We start from the raw sequence: 15,923 nt of genomic DNA, 5'->3' as shown, positions 1-15,923 counted from the left end.
CGCTTGTTTCCAGCCATGCCGGCCCGCATGGCGCATGGAGAATATAAATACACCGTCATTACGCGATGTTACACCATATTCCACGCCGCCGGTAACCACCTTGGCACAATTCATGCCTAATCTACGACAACCCACGCACGTTGCCTGGGTAGCGCTTCACTCCACCTAAGGAGATTTACTCATGAGCAAATTCGTAGAAAAGGCACAGGCCCGCGCCGAAGCCGGTTTCACCCTTATTGAATTGATGATCGTCATTGCCATCATCGGCATTCTGGCGGCTATCGCTATTCCGCAGTATGAGAAGTATATTGCTACCTCGCAGGGCACGGATATTGCCACCAACTTTCACGCGGCAGTCACTGCCGCAACGGCGGCAGTTTCTGCAATGCAAGCGGGTCAGTCCACGATAGTCGCGGCAACAGGTGGCTCAACACCGGCTGCTGGCCAGACCCCTGTACTTAGCACCACGGCCCCAAATCCGTTTCCTGGTGCTGGTACCACATACGCTTATAGTGCAGGTGGGAGCAACGCGGCAACTACTGGCACCGTAGCTTTATCAGTGCCTATTGTGAACACATCAAATATGCCCACAGGCACAAATGAAAAAATTACCGCTAATTTATCTGGCGCCACACCAGGTAAGGGTTTGAATGCAGCGTTAGCGGCAATGGGCGCGATTAACCAAGACTTTCCTGGTGCTTGCAGCGGAGGCACCGCTCCGAAGACGCTGCCGTTTACAACTCCAGCCGACTGTGTTGTGAACATTAGCCCTGAAGGCACAGTAACCAACGGCTAAATAATAGCCAGAAAGAAACCCATCGCTAACCAGTGATGCATAACAGAGGGCATCTAGTTCCGGTGCCCTCGATTATGCAAAACCTCATCCATAGCCATAGCTCATGTTTACGCCGCCAATAACGGCCAGAACACCCATCAGCGTCAATATGCAATCAACTAACGCGAGCGATATAGGAGTTATCCCCCTGCATACCATTTATATGGTGGAATAAAATGGCTTCTTCACTCTTGCTGAATTTTCTAGGGTCGCTGCCAGCCATGCATTTCAGCCATCCAGAGGCGTTGATAGGTACAGTGCTACTCCCCGTACTCCTCAGCACCGGGCTTCTCCTGAAGTACTGGCGTCAAGTCAAAGACCAGCAAATCATTCTGGGTTTTCTGTTCTTTGCCGTGACCATGGGTTTATTCACGCAGTATTGGGGCATCACCGGCTTGCATCTGTTGACCGGGGGCTTCGTGATCTGGCCCCTGCTCGTTCTGATCCTGGGGGACCGCCTCCCCTGGCCCTTGGCCTATCCGTTGACTTTTATCGGCACCCTGATCCCGGACCTCTATGGCGCCGGAATGGCCGCCGACTGGTCTGGCGGCTGGTTCTTCGGCGTCGGTGGCGCTGGGTTCCGGGATGCGCTGTTCCTGGTGCCTCTGGAGGCGCTGATAGCGGCGGTCGTGCTGAATCGATTTGGTATTTTCATGCGAAAACGCGGGTATTTTAATAGAAGGACGAACGTCGAAAGCGGCGTTTTTCCCCATGGCATAGACAGACGCACCAACCCCAAAGGAGAAACACGCGATGAACGACAGTGACCGCCAAGCCCGCATTCGTCAGCTCCAGAACCATCGCCATGCCCTGCTCCAACAACGCGACAAGCGGGGCGCGCCACTCGCTTCGATCGACATGGAACTCAACGTGGTGCGCAGCGAGTTGCAGGCCCTGTATGAAGCCGGACGAGAGATGCAACAGACACCAATGCCCAGAGTCAGAGCCAACCGCGCACAGATCGCCTGAGCGGTATTCAGCGACTAGACGCCAAATAGGCTCATCCCCAAAATCCACGGCTCCTGCCTGAGCAACAAAGACCCCAGACAAGGGGTCGTGTGGCCGCTCAGGTTTGTGGTCGGCAAGCTGGCGCGTGCGCTGGCAGCTGGTCCCGTCATAGATGGCATGGATGCCTCCTCCCCCTACACGGCGCTCACATGCGACAAAAAGATAATGTCAGCCACCCAATACCCACTTTCCATGCGCTTTAATGGCGTCATACATAGCGTCTGGTGCCAGGTCTATTTCCTCTGGCCACGTCACCACCCCATGTTCCAGACCTACGGCGCTGAACACCTTGGGCTCTGAGAGGCATCCAAAAACGCCCGCACCTGGGCTATGAATCAGGGCATCCATCCAGACCTCGCCCTCTGTACCATCCACAAAGCGGACATGCAGTCGGTATCCGTCGAGCGCGCGCACGGAAGCCACGCGCCATGGTGCTTTCGGGTAGATGGGCGGTACTAAGGTAGCGGATGAATTTTTTTGAGTGACTGGTTGTGTGTGCATAGCTCCCAATTCTCCATAAGTTCAGCCACCCCCTGGCGTCACTGCAATGGGGCCGTTTGGGGGGATGCGCCGAGCGATGGGCGCATAGCATCTCTCCGATCCTCAATATAACCACTTAATAGTATATGGTATTTTCATCTTTTCCACATCCTCCGGCCCCTCCAGTGACCTGAGGGCGCGTCTCACCAGCCCAAAATGAAACGTAGCCCTTCCGCGCGTGGCATTTTTTCGGATCTATGCTAATTATGTAGAGCAACGGGGAGGGGCAACATGGCATCAGTCCTGAGTAAAGACAAGAAATCCGCAATCCGCGAGGCGAAGACCTACGACTTTACCTGGGAGGCGACCGCACCCGGTGGGAGCGAAAAGAAAAAGGGCGAGATGAACGCCGTCTCCGCCAATGCCGTGCGCTCCAACCTGCGCCGCATGGGCATGATGCCGACCGTGGTGCGTAAGGTGCCGCAGCCCCTGTTCGGGGAAAAGGGCGTCAAGGAAGCGCAACTGGTGGTGATGGTCCGTCAGCTTTCGACCATGATCAACGCCGGCGTGCCCATTGTGCAGGCCTTTGAACTGCTCATCTCCGCCACCTCCGGCGCGGGCATGAAAAAACTGCTCAAGGGCATTCTCAAACACCTCAAGGAAGGCGAATCGCTGTCGCAGTCCATGGCCCACTTTCCCAAATACTTCGACCGCCTTTTTGTGTCCCTGATCGCCGCCGGTGAGCAGGGCGGCATTCTCGACACCATCCTGCTGCGTCTGGCCGAGTACCGCGAAAAGACCCTCGCACTCAATAAAAAGGTGAAGTCGGCCATGTTCTATCCGGCGGCCATCATCACCGTGATGGTCGTGGTCGTGGTCATCCTGATGATTTTCGTCATCCCGGTGTTCTCGCAACTCTTCAGCAGCTTCGGTGCCACCTTGCCGCTGCTGACGCAGATCGTCATCAATATCTCCAACTGGATGAAAAGCCACTGGTATATTGTGGTGCTCTCGCCCATCGCCGCGGTGTGGCTCTTTGTTTACGCCTACAAGCACAACCTGTCCATTAAGACCGTCATAGACCGCTTCTCCCTGAAAATCCCGGTGCTCGGCGACATCCTGCTCAAAGGCGCCGTAGCGCGCTTTATGCGCACCCTGTCCACCATGCAGGCGGCGGGCGTGCCCATCATGGAAGCGCTGGGCACCCTTTCCAAAGTCTCCGGCAACGTCATCATCGAACGTAGCGTCCTGGCGGCCCGTGACGACGTCGCCAGCGGCGGACGCATCACCACCCGCCTCAAAGCCGACGGCGTCTTCCCCATCATGGCCACCCAGATGCTCGCCATCGGTGAGGAAACCGGTGCCATCGAAACCATGGCCGGCAAGGTCGCCGATTTTTACGAAAGCGAGGTCGAAGAGGCGGTCAACCGCCTCTCCACCCTCATGGAGCCCATGATCATGGTCGTGCTCGGCGTCATCGTCGGCACCCTGGTCGTCGCCATGTACATGCCGATCTTCAAGATGGGCGCGGTGGTGACGCATGGGGGGTGAGGGGGACGAGCGCGCCCTCTCTCTGACGGGCGCCGTCGGATTCACCCTGATCGAACTGATGATCACCATTGCGGTGCTCGCCATTATCCTCGCCGTCGCCATCCCGGATGTCTCGATCTGGATGGTGCGGGCGCGCATACAGGCCGCCGCCGGGAACCTCCAGCAGGATATCAACTGGGCCAAGGGCTATGCGATCCGTAGCGGCTATCCGGTGAACGTGAGCATTGGGGGCGGCGGTAATGCCTGCCATTGGACCATCACGCCGCAGCCCGTCAACACGACTCTGCAGAACGTCCCCCAGATGAACACAACGCAGTACGCTAACGAATACGAGAATACCCCTTGCAAGGTCCTGAGCGGCGCTGTCTTCAACGTCACACCCACGGGTATGGTGTACGACACCAACAACGCCGTTACCAGCGCCGCTATCGTTTTCCAGGCCGCCAGCCAGCAGCCGGCCACCTACGGTTACTGGCTGGTACAAGTCAGCGGTGCCGGGGACGTGCGCTCCTGCGCCACGGCTTCCGCCACCAGCACGGTATGCAACCTAAAATGAGGCACCTCGCCATGCACTCACCACAGCAGCCGGAGCAGGGCTTCACCCTCATCGAGACCATGATCGCCCTGGCGATTTTTGCCATTGGCTCGCTGGGTATCCTGGCCATCCTCATGACCGGTTTCAGCACCAGCGCCGAGGGCAACAATCTCACGGGCGGCTATCAGATTGCCCAAAACGCCCTCGGCCTGATCCGCGCCAATGGCAGCAACGCCCTGCAGTTCAACGGCGCCGCCATATCAACAACAGGCAACGTCACCGTTCCTGGCAGTGCCAACACCATTGTTACGCAAGCGATCAACACTTGGAAAAACATGCTGTATCCTCCGGGTCTCCCTCCCGCCCTCCCCTCCGCCTCTGGCAACATCACGGTTCTTTCCCAGCAAGGCAACGGGGTGTGCCCCTGCGCGGCTACCGTTTCCGTTTCCTGGCTACTGAACGGCACCCCGGAAACATACTCCGTGCAAACCATCGTGGGATACTGACCATGCGCCGCACTGACCGAGTTGAAGCAGGCTTCACCCTCACCGAATTATTGGTGACATTGGTCATCGGCACGTTGCTGATGACCGCGGTGTTTTCGTTCTTCCTGAATAGCAGCCAGATCATCACCAACCAGAGCAGCACCACGGATATGTGGCAGCGGGGACGTAACGCGCTGGCGTTAGTGCGCCAGGCGGTGGAGTCGGCGGGGTTTGGGTTGCCGTCCATGTCCGTTTGCCCCAATGGGGTTACAGACTACGCAACATCGGGCCAAACCTCTCCGTTAGCGCTTGCGGCTATCACTGCATTGGTACAACAGACACCGAGCTATGATCCCACTGCACTCTCACTGATCAATACTTATTCATTTACCACTATTTCCGGAAGCAGTAGTTTTGGCAGCGCTCCGGCCACAACAATAGCAAGCCTGCCCAACCTTAACGCCAGCTCTTTACAAGTAAATGATTCTACCCTTCTCAATCCCGGCGACATGGCGATTATCAGTATCCCCTCTTCCGGGGCCTGCCTTCTCGGCCAAATCACCAACGTATCGGGCAAAGGAACACTCAACTCTAGCGGTTCCTCGCCTTGTACTGTTTCAGGCGGGCAAGGTGGCGGTGGGAATACCATTGTAATGAACTCGAGTGGTTCAGCATGTTACCAGTTTAACCCCAATCAAATCTTTGCCACCGATTCATCTTTGTTATCTTCGCAACTGAGTAGTGCCGACTTTACAGGAGCGCCACTGTACGATTTAGGCAACAATCATTTTGTCGTCAATCAATTTCAAATAATGGATATTCCGCCAGGGACCAACCAGTCCATAGGCACCCCCACGCTTTACCTGACGCAATATACAGCCAATCAGTCCAGCACTCCCACTCCACAAGCCTTGGCGCGTGGGGTAGTGGATCTACAAATGCAGTATGGTTTGGGCACTAACGGTGCTATCACCCAGTGGGTCTATCCTGAAAATTATACCCCTTCCCAAACACTGCAGATTCTTGCCGTCAAAATTGGCATGCTGGCCCGAAGCACCCGCTATATGCCCCATGAAACCAGTCCTGCCACCTTCACCATGCCCGGTGGGCGAACCTACACCGTGCCCACAACCAATGGTCCCGGCTGCCTGCAAGGTGATTGTCGTCACTATGCCTACCATCTTTTCGAGAGCGTGGTGCCGGTTCGGAATAATATCTGGGGTGGACCATGATTGAGCAAGCAAAGCGGGTGCAATCCGCGAAGGAATCAGAGATCAATAAGCAGGAGGGCGGCGCGATTCTCGTCATCACCCTCGTCCTCGTGCTGGTAGTTACCATTGCCGTCCTCGCGCTCATGTACCTCACCCGTAACGATGTCCTCATTTCTTCCAATATGGCGGTGCAGAGCGCCGCGCAGGAAGCGACGGATCAGGGCGTGACCGCTGCGAATGCCGCTTTACAGATGTTGGCATCGGACACGCCGCCCCAATACCCGGAAGTTGTCTCTCCCGGGTATTGGTATCACCCATTGCTGACCAACTCTACACGTCCAACCCCTCCCACTGCCAGTTTTTGGTCCACTTGCACCGGGACAGCCTGTGCCTCCATCCCTGTACAGTACGGCAACTTTAATTTTAACGTGCAATACGTGATGTATCCTGCCGGTGTCCCTGCCACCCAAGTACCGGGCTACGAACAAGCTCAAAGCGGCGGACAAGCTGTACCGATCATCCGTTATTACGTCGTTTATGTGCACACATCCAGGGCCAGTGGCGGCGGCCTTGGAGTCACGGTGCAGGCTATTTTGAGGGAGGTGCTAATACAACCATGAATGAGAACGCTCGTCAGAAACTCATCGCCACTGCCGTCTGCCTGTCCATGACCGCCGCTCCGCTAGCGAGCTGGAGCAACTTCGCCCAGGCCAACAATACCATCAATATCCTGCCTGCCAACCAGCCGCAGGTAATGATATTGCTGGATAACTCACAAGGCATGGCGGGTGTGCTACAAGGCCCCACCGGCCTCTCCGGCGCCATAATGACCGGCTCCGGCACCGTGCCGGAGAATGCCAATTCGTCCTCACCAGCAAACTACACCGCCAGCGGCTTCACGCCTCCGGCGCTGGGGTCGTCCGGAACCAGCGTACCCTACTCCGTCCCCTGCAATACGTCCGGCATTACCGCCGCCGCCCAAAGCGCCTGTACATCCGTGGGGGCCTCCGGGTCCTCCAGCGCCTATATCGACAACTCACAATCCATGCTCAACGTGGCGGAACAGGCCATCGGCACGATTATCAATACACCGGAATATAGCAACAACATTCAGTTCGGCCTGATGGATTATGCCTTGTCTGGCAAAGTATCGCTTTATAATACTTGGGTATATTATATGAGCGACAACAGTGGATTTTCTTTTGGAAATAGCGCCACGGGAGCCCCCACTGGAGATGCAACAGTGGCGAATCCCTGTTACCAATCAGGCAGTAATTCATGTATTAATTTGCAGCAAACCGTATTTGGCCAAGGCAATGGAAGTATTAGCGATCCGTACTTGTATGTTCAGGCCAGCAGTGATGCCCCCGTAATCAATGACGTGCTTTACGCCATCGCCGCTCAATGGCAACCAGATGCCACCAATGCAGTCGGTTGGGGGCCAAACCCATACGGATTAAATCTGCAAAATTACATGACGGGTAATTCTGGCGTCAATTTTAGCAACTATTCAAATGGATTGGCATCGGGGATGACACCAACCAGTGCCGGTTATTTCCCTCTATCTCAGCAAGTGTGGGAGTCTCAACGCGGTTACGCCTTCAATGCAAGCACTTCCTACAATGCGGGCAACATTGTCAGCCCCATATCCGCAACCAATAGCACCAATGCGACCAATATCGCCAACGCCATACTCCCGGAAGTTTTCCGAACCGACAACTCCATTAACTATGCAACAAAAGGCCCGATAACCGCCTCCGCTGGCTATTCCCCCGTGGCTGGCGCCTTCAGTACGGCACTGAGCTATTATGGAAAAAAGCCTAATTATGGGGGACCACCACACACCTGCGGCAGCAGGTATGTCATCTTCATCACCGATGGGCAGCCCACCCAAGGCACGGGAGGTAATGTATATCCGCCCTTGGGCAGCGCCTCCGCACAGATGTTTTACGGTTCTACCTCCATTACAGCCAGCAATGCGGGTTCATCCACATCAGATCCAAATAATGCCGTAGTGGAAACCATTCAGAAAATCCAGACACTATATGATACAGTGGGCATCAAGACCTATGTATTAGGGGTGGGCTCCGCGGTCAACCCCAACGTGCCGGGTGCATCTGCTGCTGATCAGGCCGTAGCCCTGCAGGGTCAGGCCGTGCTCACCGCCATGGCGCAGGCGGGTGGCACCACCAACTTCTATGCCGCAACGTCTGCCTCCGATGTGCAATCCGCCATGAACAGCATCATCGCCAACATTCTCGGCAAAAGCGTTTCCGCGTCTTACGGCGCACCGCCCTCCGCAACCGTGGGGTCTTTGGAGTTTTTGCTCAAGAATATTAATCCGATCACTGGACAAGGCGACCTCTACGCCTATGCGCTACAGAGTAATGGTACACCGAGCGCCAGCCCGTCCTGGGACGCCAACAGCTTCATGAGCACCGGCAATCGCTCCAGCGCCCTCTATACCACCACGCCCGGGGGCACGAACGGAGCAGGAATAGAGAGCTCGCTGACCAGTGTCGCCACAAACACGCCCAGCGCATTCGGCACCCTGCCCACAAGCTTGACCGCAGGCACCATTGCCGCCTACACCATAAATCCATCTGCCAGCGGCGGCGCCTATCTCGGCGGGCGTCAAAGTGGCTGGTATATGGGGTTACCCACCTCCACGCCGCCGCAGGTGCTCACTGCGCCCAACAACGGACAACTGCTGGGTGCAGGCGGTATCACCAATAGTTACCTGACCTTCGCAGACACGCACTTCAACCGCCAGAATGCGGTCCTCTTTAGCGATAATGACGGCTTCCTGTACGCGATGGGCTACAACAACACCGGCAGCCCGACGCTCCTTTGGGGATGGATGCCTCAGGGCTTGCTGCCGCAACTCCAGAATTACAACACCTTCTGGCAAGGCACCAGTATGCAGGGTGGATTCCAAACAATCGATGCCACAAACGGGACGAACTCAGCCCCGTGGCATACTTACGTCGCAGGTAGTGCGGCCAATGGTGGCATTCTCTACGATCTCCAGTTGACCGGGACCACGGAGCCAAATCTGAAGCAAACGGTGTGGGAGGATGATCTAGGTGGCAATTATAGCCAACCGCAGCCTAGCGACCCGGTCTTTTATCAATATCAGGCACCGGGAACCACGAACTTTGGCCAGACCTGGGCGCTATGGGCCGTAAACCAGGCCGTCAGCGCTACCAGCAGCACCAGTTATCTGATAGGGGTCAATGTGGGCACCGGCCAAAGTTTTCAGGACACCCTCCCCTTTAATAACACCGCCACCCCCTATATCGACGCCTCTGGGAATCTCTATCTGGGCGACAATACCGGTAACGTATACGAAATATCCTCTGCTACATTGCCAGGCTTACTGACACCCGGCACCGCGACCCTCACGCTTGCTAATGACTTTGTTAATAAAACCGCCATTGGCAACTATTCGTCGGTATGGTCTGGGAGCCTCAGTGGCAGCAATCCGGGTGAAGTGCAGTATATCGGTGGTAGTTACTATCAAGGTAAAAACTATCTGCGTGTACAAGGACCCAATGGTATCACTATTTTTTCTCAGCTAAATGGCACTTGGTCACCAGTATGGACCGCCTACGCTGGCGGCGCCGGCACCTGGAGCAGCGGGGCCTTTACTACGCAGACCTCTGGTGCCAATCCACCCATCACGGCTTTGCCAGCGGGGTCCGTCGTTTCCGCACCCGCGTTAATTAACAGCGGTGCCGTCATTCTACCCGTTACCGTGCCGCCATCCGCAAACTCCTGTGGAAATGGCGATGCTTACTATTACCTCTATGCCCTCAACAATGGCATTTTCCCCAGCGGCACCTTCACCGATAGCAGCGGGACAGCCATTACTACCGCGCTTTTTGTGGGTTACGGAACGGCCTTCACGCCCACCGTCACCAGCTTCAATGGTCGCACTTTGTTGCAGGGCGCGGCTAGTAACACCGGACCGTCAAAAACATTCCCCACGGGCTTCGGTGCTGGTTTACCCTTGGGCGGCCCCACGGGATGGAAACTCGTCAATTGATGTCCCGGAGGCCTGGTCATCTTTGGAAAAATGTTGCTTGGGTGCCGGTACCAGCGCGGCATCAAGCATCAGGCTGCATCCAGCACCCGCAGCTCTATGTGCAGCCCGACTGCTGTCGCCATATTCACCAGCACGTCCAGACTAAACAGATCAATCTTGCCGCGCATCAGATCGGAAACACGCGGCTGTGTCACCCCAAAAAGCTCGGCCGCCCGTGCCTGGTTTATCTTGGTACGGGTAATATGACTCTTGAGGGACATCATCAATTGAGAACGTAGCTTCATGTTCTCCGCCCCCGCTCGCGTGTCCTCAATCGCATCCCATACACTCGCAAATCGTTCTTCACTCATGATTGCATTTCCTTCAATAAATCCCGGTACCGTTGCCCCGCAAGATCCAGATCCGCCTTGCGAGTCTTCTGGGTCTTCTTCTGAAAACAGTGCAGCACATAAACAGCTTCGGCAAACTTCGCCACAAACATGACCCGGTAGATGCCTGTTACATCCCGTATCCGAATTTCCTGAACACCTTGACCCACGCTATGCATCGGCTTCCAGTCGTCTGGTTGTCGACCTTTCTGCACCTGATCCAACTGGTGTCCTGCCTCGCGTCTGGCCGACAGAGGAAAGGTGCGGAGATCCTCCAGAGATAATCCCCGGAAGACGATAGGTTTGGGGTGCGTCACCGGGCAAATATACAAATATTTATATAATTCGACAACCCCCCTGTAGGGGTCTTTGCCCGCAACGACCAGTGCGAACTCCCACCGGCGGTGATTCTCTCTGGAGAGGTTCCCTGCGTCCACAGCACCGCACACCGCGCAAGCTTGCGAGGTGTACGCCGGGTCCACCAATAACAACATGCCGCCGGACCACTGGAGCTTGTAGCCCAGCATCCGTTTGAGTATGCCCCATCCCTGATCGAGAATGGATTTGTTCAGCCCCGCCTTTTGCCGGACGTTGCGCCCGGGTGCTTCCATGGTGCCCTTTGCGGACGCCGTCATGTTCTGCACTTTCAGATCTTCAAGTACCACTACCGCGTGATTTTGGCCTTCTGCTTTTTCCAGTTGGCCGAGAACTTCACTTTATGCGCGAGTTTCTTTTGTTCTTTGGCGAGTCGCTTTTGCAGATCCCGGTAGGCGGTGATTGGCGGTTCAAACATCGTGCCGTCGGACAGGGCCAGAATGTTGCCTGTGACATTCCGGTCGCCACCCACGGCGGACATGGCCGGGTGAACGGGGTCTAAACTTACAGCTTGCAGTCCAGATCAACAGAAGTTATACTTTGATATAACTTAACGCATTGGAGGTGCATCGTGCATACAACCAATCTGCGCAAGGTCGGCGGCTCGATCATGTTAGCCGTCCCGCCCGCATTCCTTGAACAACTGCACCTGCAAGCCGGTGCGACGGTCGGCTTGGTCGTCGATCATGGCTGTCTGGTGGTTAACCCCAACCCACGGCCGCGCTACACGCTCGCGGAGTTGCTGGCCGCGTCCGACTATTCGCAGCCGCAACCAGCCGAGGAACGTGAATGGGTCGATGCGCCCGCCGTAGGTGGCGAGCTGCTATGAGGCGCGGCGATATTTTCCTGGTGTCGCTCGACCCAACTGCGGGACACGAGCAAAGCGGTAGCCGTCCCGTCCTGATCGTGTCGCCCGCCGAGTTCAACGAAGCCACTAGGCTGCCGGTGATCCTGCCGATCACCAACGGCGGCGATTTCGCCCGCCGCCTTGGCTTCGCAGTGCCAGTGACCGGCATCAAAACCACCGGCGTCGTGCGTTGCGATCAGCCACGCGTGATTGACTTGGCCGCCCGACATGCCCGCAAAGTGGACACTCTGCCGGCCTCGATCATGGACGAGGTGCTGGCGAAGGTCGCCACGCTCTTCGAGTGAGCGCGGCTACCAGGTGTATCGTGGAAGAGGCAACCCGCAAGTCTTCCACACCAATGAACGGCTACAGACACGCTTATGCGGACGATTCGACACCAATGTACTGATTTATTTATGTTTATGCTACCGCACTCAAGGACAGGTGAATTTCCACGTCATCCCAAGGCACGAAAACCTGCTGGTCTTCCGTCTTGTCGATAAGATGGTGTTCCATGAGTTTCCGCACGTCCGCATGCACATTACTGTAGTTTCTGCCGAGTTGCTTGGCGAGCGCGTAAATGGACTGTGGCCCATCCTTTTTGAGATGTTCGAGCAGCGCCAACCGCGCCGGCGTCAACTCACGAAAAAGCTGTGCGGAATCGGAAAAACTCAGATGATAATCCGCTTCCGGCAGAATCTCTCCCCGGTCCAGTTTTTTGGCAATCTCCCGCATGTCGCTGAATAGCGTGCTGGTGGATGTGATGCTGATAATGGCTTTAGTCATGGGGTTCTCCTGTCAATCTTTGCACATCCCTCTCGAAATCGTCCACCAGGGCAGACAGCGATGAGAAAACATAGGATTCTTCCATGTCACCATAATGCCGGTGGTCCCCTTTGCCCGTTTCGTTGTCATACCGCACCAGGCATTGCCCGTTTTTGCCGCAGTAGAAACGGTATTTGAAGCCGTGCGGCCGCTCCGGTGAAGGCTCCGGAAGTTGCCAGATCACTGCCTCCACGATGACGTCATCTGGCCGGACTTCCTTCTTGTAGAATACACGGATCGCTTTCATATATTGCATAGTAGGCAATACATGCCCACAGGTCAAATTCACCATTGACGCATTGGTGGACATGCTGGCGAGAACAGGCAAGCACGTTCAGTTGTCTGTTCAGTGACTCTCACCTTGATTCCGCAGCACGAACTGTGCTCCTTTTCCAGCTTGCCGCAACGGAAGAGCCCGTGTACGGAGCGAATCGGTCCATTGAAATGAATCTCGCAGAAAGCGCCAAGCGGCTTTTGGCGATGGTCAAGGGCGGCCAGTTTAAACTCTCCAAGCCGGTGTTCACAGAACTAAACCGCATCGTCGCCCGCAAGGAAGCGTTGGAATGGGGGGTGTTCCGTGGCGAAGGTCAGGAAACGAACTACACCCCGGATGTAGGTCTTGGTGAGCATGGGCGCTATACCCCGCTGCCGACGCTACCCGGTGCGCCGGAACTCAACCGGGTGTTCCGTGAAGGGGTGGCGGCACTGCAAGAGCGCGAACCGTTTGAACGGGCAATGGCCTTCTTTCTGTTCGCTGCCTTGCAGCAGTTCTTCTTCGACGGCAACATGCGGACAGGGCGCTTCATGATGAACGGCGTACTCATGTCGCATGGGATGGACGCCATCAGCGTGCCCGCGGCCAAAGCACAAGCATTCAACGAAAAGATGGTGCGCTTTTACCTGTCGAAGGACGCCAGCGAAATGATGGCTTTCCTCGCGGGATGCCACCCGGATGCATCGGCCATTTTGCCGCCGCCCGCTTGCGGTGAAGGGCGATTGTCAAACGTCTAATTTTGACCAGAGTGCATGTGATAAAATTGGCTTTCCTCGCAGCCGTCAAATTGCGCCATAGCAGAGTGGAAAAACCCGACTCCAGCCGAGTTGCTCTTGTTTATGGTTTTGTTGTGGATTAGCATACACATCAGGAGGTGTATGCCATGAGAACCAATATCGTTATGGACGACCAGATTGTCGACGAAGCGATGCATCTGGCCGGGGTAAAAACGAAAAAAGAGATAGTGGATCGGGCGTTGCGCGAGTTTGTGGCCAGACGCCGCCAACGCCAGATTCTGGATCTGGTCGGTGAACCTCTGCTGGATCCTGAATACGATGTCCGCACTGTGCGCGCAAGGATGAACCGTGGTTCTGGTTGATACGACCATCTGGATTGCGTTGCTACGCGGCCACGCCAACGCCCAAGTCGAGCAATTACGCCAGCTCTTGCTGGATGGTGAGGCGCTGGTGTCGCCGGTAATCCTCCAGGAATTGTTGCAGGGGGCTGCTTCGCCAGAGCAGATGGAAAAGCTGCGTGCGCACTTTTTGCGCCTGCCGATCCTGATATCAAAAGATGCAGTGGCCACGCATGTCGCCGCCGGCGCCCTCTATGCCCGTTGTCGCTGGAATGGAATCACGCCGCGCAGCCCGCACGACTGCCTGATCGCACAGACAGCCATTGAGCACGGTGTACCACTCTTGCACGACGATCGCGATTTCGAGCAAATTGCCCAAGTAGACCCGCGTCTGTTACTGGTACGCACGCATATTCTGAAATAACCACCGTTCCGTTATGGGTGAGTTGACACACTTGGCATTCCACGAAAAGCGCCGTTCTTTCATGCTGCTATTGCATGTAACGCTATCGCCATCTACAGTGTTTCATGTAACCTGATAAAGGAGGTGGTGTATGACCACTGCACACGTGAACGCACGCGTTCAAAAGCACCGGGATGCCTTGCGCGCCGCCGGGCTGCGCCCCATTCAAATTTGGGTGCCAGACACCCGCCGCCCCGGCTTTGCGGAGGAATGCCGCCGCCAGTGCCTTGTCGTGCGAAATGATCCGCAGGAGAAGGAGATCATGGACTGGCTTGAAGCGGCGGCGGATACGGAGGGCTGGGAGTGAATCGAGGCGCCGTGGTCGTTGTCGCCTTGCAGGGGGACGATGGCAAGCCCGGCCCCGCGCTGGTCGTCCAGTCCGACATGTTCTCGACGTTGCCTTCCGTGACGATTCTCCCTATTACCAGCGATCTCCGGGACGCGCCGCTTTACCGCATTGGCATCGAGGCTTCGCCGGAAACCGGATTGCACAAGCCGTCCCAAATCATGGTGGACAAGCCGCAGACCGTTCCCCGCGAAAAGGTGGGTCAGGTGGTCGGACACTCTTAGGTTCCGGGCGCGGCCACGTCATCCAAAATTGGCAAGAGGTCGGCTGGCTTTGCTCCACCTGCCCGCAGCTTGAAAAGGCTGCCAAGAAAACCATCTTGCATGATCACTCAAAACGGCATATAAACACCTAAGCACTCAAACACTGGAGTAATCATGGATTCAGTTCGCTGGAACATCGCTGTGTCGCCGGAAACGGATCAGTCCGTGCGTATGTTCATCGCCGCACAGGGAGGCGGTCGCAAAGGCGACTTGTCGCGCTTCATCGAGGAGGCCGTGCGTTCGTACATTCTGGAGCGCGCCGTCGAACAGGCCAAAGCGGCCACCTCCGGCGTGAGCGAGACGGAAATGACGGACCTGATTGATGAGGCGGTGCAATGGGCACGTAAGCACTGATGCGGGTCGTTCTGGACACCAACGTTTTGCTCAGTGCATTGATTTCGCCCCACGGAGCACCCGACGCCATCTATAACGCCTGGCGGGCCCCACGATTCGAACTGGTGACATCTACAGTACAACTCGACGAACTGCGTCGCGTGAGCCGTTACCCGAAGCTCAAAGCCTTTCTTCCGGCTCATCGCGTCGGTGCGATGGTAAACAACATGCAGCGTGCCATCGTGCTGGAACACCTGCCGAATCAGCCGGATGGTATCGATGTGAATGATCCTGATGACGCTTTCCTGTTCACGATGGCTTTGACCGACGAAGCGGACTACCTCGTGACCGGGGACCGCCGTGCCGGGTTGCTGCAACTGGGCAGCGCCAGTCGCGCACGCATCGTCACCCCGGCCACTTTCTGCGCCGAAACGCTTTGATGCGATACCGGTCAGATTCCTGTCCATCACACAACGGGACTGTCTACTATCGCCAGGCTACCTCAGCCACGCCATGAGTGAACAGTCCAAACAGTTTTATCTGAAACAGGGATTTCTGGAATCCGAACTCGACAGCACCACGCTCCTCTATCCGTTGCCTC

The 15,923-nt window shown here is 56.2% G+C and carries 24 protein-coding genes; 18 read left to right on the top strand and 6 right to left on the bottom strand.

Annotated features, from left to right (window positions below):
* Nucleotides 1-181 precede the first annotated feature (181 nt).
* The 3 genes from M0P56_RS11850 to M0P56_RS11840 all read left to right on the top strand — a co-directional run bounded on the left by M0P56_RS11850 (nucleotide 182) and on the right by M0P56_RS11840 (nucleotide 1,804).
* On the top strand, nucleotides 182-796 hold the full coding sequence (locus M0P56_RS11850) for a prepilin-type N-terminal cleavage/methylation domain-containing protein (RefSeq protein WP_291510231.1): 615 nt from the start codon (nucleotides 182-184) through the stop codon (nucleotides 794-796).
* A gap of 215 nt (nucleotides 797-1,011) precedes the next feature.
* Nucleotides 1,012-1,602: a hypothetical protein gene (locus M0P56_RS11845; RefSeq protein WP_291510230.1), complete on the top strand. Its 591-nt coding sequence runs from the start codon at nucleotides 1,012-1,014 to the stop codon at nucleotides 1,600-1,602.
* Entirely contained in the window at nucleotides 1,589-1,804 is a 216-nt protein-coding gene (locus M0P56_RS11840; RefSeq protein ID WP_291510229.1) for a hypothetical protein, read from the top strand. Before M0P56_RS11845 ends, M0P56_RS11840 begins: the two co-directional genes overlap by 14 nt.
* A gap of 207 nt (nucleotides 1,805-2,011) precedes the next feature.
* Here M0P56_RS11840 and M0P56_RS11835 read toward each other — a convergent pair whose 3' ends face one another.
* The gene (locus tag M0P56_RS11835) at nucleotides 2,012-2,266 is read right to left on the bottom strand and encodes a DUF2442 domain-containing protein (RefSeq protein WP_291510228.1); all 255 of its coding nucleotides are present in this window, start codon (nucleotides 2,264-2,266) and stop codon (nucleotides 2,012-2,014) included.
* A gap of 348 nt (nucleotides 2,267-2,614) precedes the next feature.
* Between M0P56_RS11835 and M0P56_RS11830 the strand changes: the two genes are divergently transcribed.
* The 6 genes from M0P56_RS11830 to M0P56_RS11805 are packed head-to-tail and all read left to right on the top strand — an operon-like array spanning nucleotide 2,615 to nucleotide 10,153.
* The gene (locus M0P56_RS11830; protein WP_291510227.1) at nucleotides 2,615-3,874 is read left to right on the top strand and encodes a type II secretion system F family protein; all 1,260 of its coding nucleotides are present in this window, start codon (nucleotides 2,615-2,617) and stop codon (nucleotides 3,872-3,874) included.
* Nucleotides 3,864-4,430 (top strand): GspH/FimT family pseudopilin, encoded by a 567-nt coding sequence (locus M0P56_RS11825; RefSeq protein WP_291510226.1) that lies wholly within the window; start codon nucleotides 3,864-3,866, stop codon nucleotides 4,428-4,430. The genes M0P56_RS11830 and M0P56_RS11825 overlap by 11 nt, the downstream gene beginning before the upstream one ends.
* A gap of 11 nt (nucleotides 4,431-4,441) precedes the next feature.
* Nucleotides 4,442-4,915 (top strand): prepilin-type N-terminal cleavage/methylation domain-containing protein, encoded by a 474-nt coding sequence (locus tag M0P56_RS11820; protein ID WP_291510225.1) that lies wholly within the window; start codon nucleotides 4,442-4,444, stop codon nucleotides 4,913-4,915.
* A 2-nt stretch (nucleotides 4,916-4,917) separates the two neighbouring features.
* Complete coding sequence (locus M0P56_RS11815) at nucleotides 4,918-6,126, top strand: PilW family protein (protein WP_291510224.1); 1,209 nt, start codon at nucleotides 4,918-4,920, stop codon at nucleotides 6,124-6,126.
* The gene (locus tag M0P56_RS11810; protein WP_291510223.1) at nucleotides 6,123-6,725 is read left to right on the top strand and encodes a hypothetical protein; all 603 of its coding nucleotides are present in this window, start codon (nucleotides 6,123-6,125) and stop codon (nucleotides 6,723-6,725) included. Before M0P56_RS11815 ends, M0P56_RS11810 begins: the two co-directional genes overlap by 4 nt.
* Nucleotides 6,722-10,153, top strand: coding sequence for a type IV pilin biogenesis protein (locus tag M0P56_RS11805; RefSeq protein ID WP_291510222.1), 3,432 nt, complete (start codon nucleotides 6,722-6,724; stop codon nucleotides 10,151-10,153). Before M0P56_RS11810 ends, M0P56_RS11805 begins: the two co-directional genes overlap by 4 nt.
* A 68-nt stretch (nucleotides 10,154-10,221) precedes the next feature.
* On the opposite strand, the gene M0P56_RS11800 is transcribed toward M0P56_RS11805, so the two are convergent.
* From M0P56_RS11800 to M0P56_RS11790, 3 genes are read right to left on the bottom strand one after another with little or no spacing between them, the layout of a single operon-like run.
* Nucleotides 10,222-10,503, bottom strand: coding sequence for an XRE family transcriptional regulator (locus tag M0P56_RS11800; protein ID WP_291510221.1), 282 nt, complete (start codon nucleotides 10,501-10,503; stop codon nucleotides 10,222-10,224).
* Nucleotides 10,500-11,156: a type II toxin-antitoxin system RelE/ParE family toxin gene (locus M0P56_RS11795; protein ID WP_291510220.1), complete on the bottom strand. Its 657-nt coding sequence runs from the start codon at nucleotides 11,154-11,156 to the stop codon at nucleotides 10,500-10,502. Before M0P56_RS11795 ends, M0P56_RS11800 begins: the two co-directional genes overlap by 4 nt.
* A gap of 29 nt (nucleotides 11,157-11,185) precedes the next feature.
* Nucleotides 11,186-11,377 (bottom strand): hypothetical protein, encoded by a 192-nt coding sequence (locus M0P56_RS11790; RefSeq protein ID WP_291510219.1) that lies wholly within the window; start codon nucleotides 11,375-11,377, stop codon nucleotides 11,186-11,188.
* A gap of 90 nt (nucleotides 11,378-11,467) precedes the next feature.
* On the opposite strand from M0P56_RS11790, the gene M0P56_RS11785 reads away from it, so the two are divergent.
* Together M0P56_RS11785 and M0P56_RS11780 are read left to right on the top strand one after the other, a co-directional pair.
* Nucleotides 11,468-11,725, top strand: coding sequence for an antitoxin (locus M0P56_RS11785; RefSeq protein ID WP_014028940.1), 258 nt, complete (start codon nucleotides 11,468-11,470; stop codon nucleotides 11,723-11,725).
* On the top strand, nucleotides 11,722-12,048 hold the full coding sequence (locus tag M0P56_RS11780) for a type II toxin-antitoxin system PemK/MazF family toxin (protein WP_014028939.1): 327 nt from the start codon (nucleotides 11,722-11,724) through the stop codon (nucleotides 12,046-12,048). Before M0P56_RS11785 ends, M0P56_RS11780 begins: the two co-directional genes overlap by 4 nt.
* A 115-nt stretch (nucleotides 12,049-12,163) precedes the next feature.
* Here M0P56_RS11780 and M0P56_RS11775 read toward each other — a convergent pair whose 3' ends face one another.
* Both M0P56_RS11775 and M0P56_RS11770 read right to left on the bottom strand, forming a co-directional pair.
* Nucleotides 12,164-12,529 (bottom strand): winged helix DNA-binding protein, encoded by a 366-nt coding sequence (locus M0P56_RS11775; RefSeq protein WP_291510218.1) that lies wholly within the window; start codon nucleotides 12,527-12,529, stop codon nucleotides 12,164-12,166.
* Nucleotides 12,522-12,896, bottom strand: a complete 375-nt coding sequence (locus tag M0P56_RS11770; RefSeq protein WP_291510217.1) for a DUF6516 family protein — start codon at nucleotides 12,894-12,896, stop codon at nucleotides 12,522-12,524. The genes M0P56_RS11775 and M0P56_RS11770 overlap by 8 nt, the downstream gene beginning before the upstream one ends.
* A 116-nt stretch (nucleotides 12,897-13,012) precedes the next feature.
* On the opposite strand from M0P56_RS11770, the gene M0P56_RS11765 reads away from it, so the two are divergent.
* From M0P56_RS11765 to M0P56_RS11735, 7 genes are all read left to right on the top strand, one after another.
* Nucleotides 13,013-13,579, top strand: a complete 567-nt coding sequence (locus M0P56_RS11765; RefSeq protein WP_291510216.1) for a Fic family protein — start codon at nucleotides 13,013-13,015, stop codon at nucleotides 13,577-13,579.
* Nucleotides 13,580-13,725: 146 nt separating this feature from the next.
* Nucleotides 13,726-13,941: a type II toxin-antitoxin system VapB family antitoxin gene (locus tag M0P56_RS11760; protein ID WP_014028935.1), complete on the top strand. Its 216-nt coding sequence runs from the start codon at nucleotides 13,726-13,728 to the stop codon at nucleotides 13,939-13,941.
* Nucleotides 13,928-14,341 (top strand): PIN domain nuclease, encoded by a 414-nt coding sequence (locus M0P56_RS11755; protein WP_291510215.1) that lies wholly within the window; start codon nucleotides 13,928-13,930, stop codon nucleotides 14,339-14,341. Before M0P56_RS11760 ends, M0P56_RS11755 begins: the two co-directional genes overlap by 14 nt.
* Before the next feature lie 130 nt (nucleotides 14,342-14,471).
* A complete protein-coding gene (locus M0P56_RS11750; protein ID WP_291510214.1) occupies nucleotides 14,472-14,687 on the top strand; it encodes an antitoxin MazE family protein in 216 nt (71 codons plus the stop codon).
* Nucleotides 14,684-14,950 carry a type II toxin-antitoxin system PemK/MazF family toxin gene (locus M0P56_RS11745; protein ID WP_291510213.1) on the top strand — a complete coding sequence of 89 codons (267 nt, stop codon included), beginning with the start codon at nucleotides 14,684-14,686 and terminating at the stop codon, nucleotides 14,948-14,950. Before M0P56_RS11750 ends, M0P56_RS11745 begins: the two co-directional genes overlap by 4 nt.
* 153 nt (nucleotides 14,951-15,103) lie before the next feature.
* Complete coding sequence (locus M0P56_RS11740; RefSeq protein ID WP_291510212.1) at nucleotides 15,104-15,343, top strand: ribbon-helix-helix domain-containing protein; 240 nt, start codon at nucleotides 15,104-15,106, stop codon at nucleotides 15,341-15,343.
* Nucleotides 15,343-15,762, top strand: a complete 420-nt coding sequence (locus tag M0P56_RS11735; RefSeq protein WP_291510211.1) for a putative toxin-antitoxin system toxin component, PIN family — start codon at nucleotides 15,343-15,345, stop codon at nucleotides 15,760-15,762. Before M0P56_RS11740 ends, M0P56_RS11735 begins: the two co-directional genes overlap by 1 nt.
* Nucleotides 15,763-15,923: the final 161 nt, after the last annotated feature.

Origin of the sequence: Acidithiobacillus sp. (assembly GCF_023229925.1) — a bacterium.
Classification (GTDB): Bacteria; Pseudomonadota; Gammaproteobacteria; order Acidithiobacillales; family Acidithiobacillaceae; genus Acidithiobacillus.
This window is presented reverse-complemented; position numbering and strand designations above follow the sequence as displayed.

Excerpts from the sequence above, each read along its gene's own strand:
- M0P56_RS11850 (WP_291510231.1), top strand. The coding sequence starts at position 182 with ATGAGCAAATTCGTAGAAAAGGCACAGGCCCGCGCCGAAGCCGGTTTC.
- M0P56_RS11845 (WP_291510230.1), top strand. The coding sequence starts at position 1,012 with ATGGCTTCTTCACTCTTGCTGAATTTTCTAGGGTCGCTGCCAGCCATG.
- M0P56_RS11840 (WP_291510229.1), top strand. The coding sequence starts at position 1,589 with ATGAACGACAGTGACCGCCAAGCCCGCATTCGTCAGCTCCAGAACCAT.
- M0P56_RS11830 (WP_291510227.1), top strand. The coding sequence starts at position 2,615 with ATGGCATCAGTCCTGAGTAAAGACAAGAAATCCGCAATCCGCGAGGCG.
- M0P56_RS11825 (WP_291510226.1), top strand. The coding sequence starts at position 3,864 with ATGGGGGGTGAGGGGGACGAGCGCGCCCTCTCTCTGACGGGCGCCGTC.
- M0P56_RS11820 (WP_291510225.1), top strand. The coding sequence starts at position 4,442 with ATGCACTCACCACAGCAGCCGGAGCAGGGCTTCACCCTCATCGAGACC.
- M0P56_RS11815 (WP_291510224.1), top strand. The coding sequence starts at position 4,918 with ATGCGCCGCACTGACCGAGTTGAAGCAGGCTTCACCCTCACCGAATTA.
- M0P56_RS11810 (WP_291510223.1), top strand. The coding sequence starts at position 6,123 with ATGATTGAGCAAGCAAAGCGGGTGCAATCCGCGAAGGAATCAGAGATC.
- M0P56_RS11805 (WP_291510222.1), top strand. The coding sequence starts at position 6,722 with ATGAATGAGAACGCTCGTCAGAAACTCATCGCCACTGCCGTCTGCCTG.
- M0P56_RS11800 (WP_291510221.1), bottom strand. The coding sequence starts at position 10,503 with ATGAGTGAAGAACGATTTGCGAGTGTATGGGATGCGATTGAGGACACG.
- M0P56_RS11795 (WP_291510220.1), bottom strand. The coding sequence starts at position 11,156 with ATGACGGCGTCCGCAAAGGGCACCATGGAAGCACCCGGGCGCAACGTC.
- M0P56_RS11790 (WP_291510219.1), bottom strand. The coding sequence starts at position 11,377 with ATGTCCGCCGTGGGTGGCGACCGGAATGTCACAGGCAACATTCTGGCC.
- M0P56_RS11780 (WP_014028939.1), top strand. The coding sequence starts at position 11,722 with ATGAGGCGCGGCGATATTTTCCTGGTGTCGCTCGACCCAACTGCGGGA.
- M0P56_RS11775 (WP_291510218.1), bottom strand. The coding sequence starts at position 12,529 with ATGACTAAAGCCATTATCAGCATCACATCCACCAGCACGCTATTCAGC.
- M0P56_RS11765 (WP_291510216.1), top strand. The coding sequence starts at position 13,013 with ATGAATCTCGCAGAAAGCGCCAAGCGGCTTTTGGCGATGGTCAAGGGC.
- M0P56_RS11760 (WP_014028935.1), top strand. The coding sequence starts at position 13,726 with ATGAGAACCAATATCGTTATGGACGACCAGATTGTCGACGAAGCGATG.
- M0P56_RS11750 (WP_291510214.1), top strand. The coding sequence starts at position 14,472 with ATGACCACTGCACACGTGAACGCACGCGTTCAAAAGCACCGGGATGCC.
- M0P56_RS11740 (WP_291510212.1), top strand. The coding sequence starts at position 15,104 with ATGGATTCAGTTCGCTGGAACATCGCTGTGTCGCCGGAAACGGATCAG.
- M0P56_RS11735 (WP_291510211.1), top strand. The coding sequence starts at position 15,343 with ATGCGGGTCGTTCTGGACACCAACGTTTTGCTCAGTGCATTGATTTCG.